The organism is Rhizobacter sp. P2_H2 (genome assembly GCF_056403375.1).
This window is the reverse complement of record NZ_JBFUFP010001549.1, coordinates 1-911: the sequence shown is the minus strand read 5'-3', so window position 1 is coordinate 911 and position 911 is coordinate 1. Positions and strand designations below refer to the sequence as shown.

Below are 911 nucleotides of genomic sequence, written 5' to 3'. Positions count from 1 at the left end.
ACAGGGGACATTCCGGTTTGCTACCCGATTGAAGGAGAGACGATGAACAGAGATCTAGCAGTCAGGATCAAGGGGAAAGCACTTGCCGCTGTCGAGGAACTCGCTTCGATTCTGGACATTGTCAAGGACGAGATCCCCAGCCACGAGTTTGAGCAGGTGAAGAAGGGCGTCGGGCTGGCTATTGGGTCCATCGAAATGCAAGTCAACGTGCAGCTCTATCGGCAGTTCCCGGACCTGGAAGATTGATGCGAGGTGCCCTTCAAGAGAGCCGGTGCCTCCATGAACAAGCTCGTATAGCCCTGGATCCAATCCCCCGATTTTTTCCCATCGCCTCTCGCAATCTCATCTTCGTCGGACCAACCGGCTACGAGATGCCGATCCACGTGGCCATCAGCGCACCGTACGCCGAAGCGGAAGCCGAAGAGGCAAAGGGTAGAGCGGGGTGCTTGGTCCTGACCTGCGACGATCCCGATCTCACGACCGAGATCACCGGGTCCGATGAGATGGAGGCGTTGCTCGCCGGACTTGAGTTTCTGCAGTCTTTCCCGGTGAACCTGGAGTCAATAGGCGGCGGCAGGTTGAAGGCGTTGGATGGTTCGCCCTTTGGTCCCAATGGATCGATCCTGTTGCAGGAATCCAGGGCCATTCAGGTGAGGAAGAACGCAAGGCGTTCAACTGAGAATCTGGCCCGCTTGAAGACACCAGGCGACGGTGGTGAGGAAGCAGGCGATGGCTGACATTGAAGTAGCGCCGTGCTTCGACGTGACAGTCTGGGTTCTGATGGGACTTACTCTGATTCAGCTCGGCGGATGCGACTCGCCGCAGCCGGCCGAGATTCCGCAGTCATGGGCCATGAGCTTCCAAGGGAAGACTCTTGGCGAGATACGCAGTGCCATCGGACACCCCACGGA

General features: G+C 57.8%; 3 protein-coding genes. All 3 read left to right on the top strand.

Annotation, left to right across the window (positions count from 1 at the left end; all coding sequences use genetic code 11):
• Positions 1-246: hypothetical protein (locus tag AC1D15_RS34655; protein WP_477829643.1), on the top strand; the 246-nt coding region annotated here is incomplete at its 5' end.
• Between the two features lie 125 nt (positions 247-371).
• A complete protein-coding gene (locus tag AC1D15_RS34650; RefSeq protein WP_477829642.1) occupies positions 372-737 on the top strand; it encodes a hypothetical protein in 366 nt (121 codons plus the stop codon).
• The coding region (locus AC1D15_RS34645; protein ID WP_477829641.1) for a hypothetical protein at positions 730-911 on the top strand (182 nt) is incomplete at its 3' end. The genes AC1D15_RS34650 and AC1D15_RS34645, both read left to right, overlap by 8 nt.

Excerpts from the sequence above, each read along its gene's own strand:
- AC1D15_RS34650 (WP_477829642.1), top strand. The coding sequence starts at position 372 with ATGCCGATCCACGTGGCCATCAGCGCACCGTACGCCGAAGCGGAAGCC.